Annotated in this window: 1 protein-coding gene; it reads right to left on the minus strand. The window is 41.4% G+C overall.

Going from position 1 to position 2,393, the window contains the following annotated elements; translation table 11 throughout:
* Window positions 1-2,393 (minus strand): hypothetical protein (locus tag A9G47_RS14260; RefSeq protein WP_176700679.1); only part of this gene is annotated, 2,393 nt, incomplete at both ends.

Consider the following 2,393-nt stretch of genomic DNA (forward strand, 5'->3'; position numbering starts at 1 on the left):
CTTGCCGTCTGCGGATAGATTGGACAGTTTAGGGGTATTGGCATCAGTGTTTGCGGTTGGGTTTTGAGCTTGTGCCTGTGCCACTTCTTTCCACCACAGTGACGGTTTAATGCGTTGCTCTTTTTCTATTTTCCAATTAGTTTGAATATATTTAAACGCTTCGTCCACCAACTTGAAGGCATAATCACGTAGGTAAGGTTGGGTGATGCCGAGCTCGTTTAAGCCTGCTTCAATCATCTCTTTTTTCTGTTGTCTTTCTTCTTCAAACAAGTCATCAACTTCGTTCCATTTGCTTAATGCTTCATCGGCATACCATTCACTTTCATATTTGACCAGTAAATGCCCTATCAGCTCTGCGGCCCAACTTCTGCGTAGCGCTTCCTTTAAATCCCTTTCTGTAAAAGTAGGTGGCGGTAGACCTTTTTTTCGTTGTGTTGAATATATCAGTGTTCCTGTCAAAATTTGGTGTAATGCGTGCATCGCTGGCGTGTAATCTTCTAAATCCAATTTCGCCACTTTATTTTTGCCAATCTTGTTAGATAATTCACCTATCGAGGCTTTTTCTTCTATCGTTTCAAACCCAGGCCAGTGCCATGGGCTACACCGTTTGATATGTGCTTGCGCATTGTCTTTTATATTGACCCAACCGTGTATCATTAGGCTTTGCTTATCCAGTGCTGTCACTTTTACCCATGTTGTGTTGTCTTCATCTATCGCTATCAAGCCGTCATGCGCTAATGCATTGAGCGATAGGGTGCGTGAGCTTAATACCGTATTTTTGTCTTCCTCTGTAGGGATGTTCGCTAATGATAACGGAAAATCATGCCAATAACTTGCGCTTGAATTGAGTTGACCATCTTTGCCTTGAAGGTGTAATACATTATCTAATTCTATCCAGTACGGCTTGTTTTCAAGCGTAAAACGAATTGTAAAAAAATCCTCATTATTCGCGGGCTCAGAATAGACGCTCGGTAGCCTCGTATCTTGTTCTTTTCCGCCACTAACTAACTCAACTTTATCGGGGATATCTTCCTCGGTTAATTCAGGATAACGTGAATGGTACATTAGCATTAAATACTTTTTCTCGCTCGCCGTTAAGGTGTACGATTGCGATGCGTCTTTTTTCGCCGGTATTTTTCCATTAATACCATTAACTACCTTGCCAATCTCCGTGCCGAATACTGACTGCGCGTTTGAAGTATAAAAAAATCTTGCGGGAAGATTAAAGGTATAGACCGGCTTGATTTTAATATAGTAGTTTTCGGTATTATCGGTAAAATGAATCCCCACGCCAGGGCTTAAACAACCTGCTGGTTTAGCAGCTTTAACTAATTGGGCCTCTTTTTCAACTAATATGATTGTCTTTTCACTTTCCGGAAGCTTGTCCGCTAAGGAGCGGGTTTTAGTGATAAACGCGGGCAAATCATCACAAGTCAATAATTCAATGTGTGCCATTGGCGGTAATTGCTTGTCTAATGCACGTTTCATCGTAGATAATGGGGCAACTTTAGGCTCGTCAAAACGTTCGGATTGGCTGACATTATGGCCAATGTAACCTATAAAGTCGCCTTTATCGATTGGCACCGGCGCTTTTAATACCACCACTTTATCTAATTTTTCAGGTTTAAGTTGGGTCACTATCAGTGAGGTTAATTTGACATACCCCTTATGTGGCGCTTCATCCCCACCATTTTCAACAACCAAAACTGCCGGCACAGTACAATTACCAATTTTACAGATTTTAGCATAACCATTTTCTTGCCCATCAAATTCAAAAGTCGCCGTTTTTGGCAAATAAGTTAACTTTTGGCTGTCATTCGCAGTGCCATAGATAGCAATACCTTTGATTTCTACTTCTGGTTTGCCCACCTTTTTATTATCTTCTCGACAGATTTCATAATCCTTATTGGTTTCTGCGGTTTTTCCTGTCGGTCTATCATTTGCTGTTGTGCCAATATCTTTATGCCAAACATAACCCGTAATATTGCTCAATTCATGTTGAAAGCCATCTGGTGTTACCACCGCCCCTGCGGTTATCGACACAATTTTATACCAACCAGACATACCGCTTTTTTGTTCACCTAAACGAACTTTACTGCCTTTAAGCAATAACCCCACAACCTTTGTGTTTTTTCCATTTTCGCGTATCACGCTGCCAGCAATGGTGTCTGCGTTTTTCTCATCCACTTCTCCGGCTTTCGCTTGCCAATAATGGGGATAAGTAACCTGACTATCGCTTTCTTGTTCTTTTTGCTGATAACCATACCAATCGAGTTGATGCATATATAAACTGTATAAGGTTATTGAGGGTGGCGTGTCGGTTGCTTTTGCGACTTTAGGCATTTGTAACTGGTGTCTGACTAAGGTAAAGCCCGTTGAAAAATAAGCCACTT

Origin of the sequence: Gilliamella sp. WF3-4 (genome assembly GCF_001690275.1) — a bacterium.
Classification (GTDB): Bacteria; Pseudomonadota; Gammaproteobacteria; order Enterobacterales; family Orbaceae; genus Gilliamella; species Gilliamella apicola_C.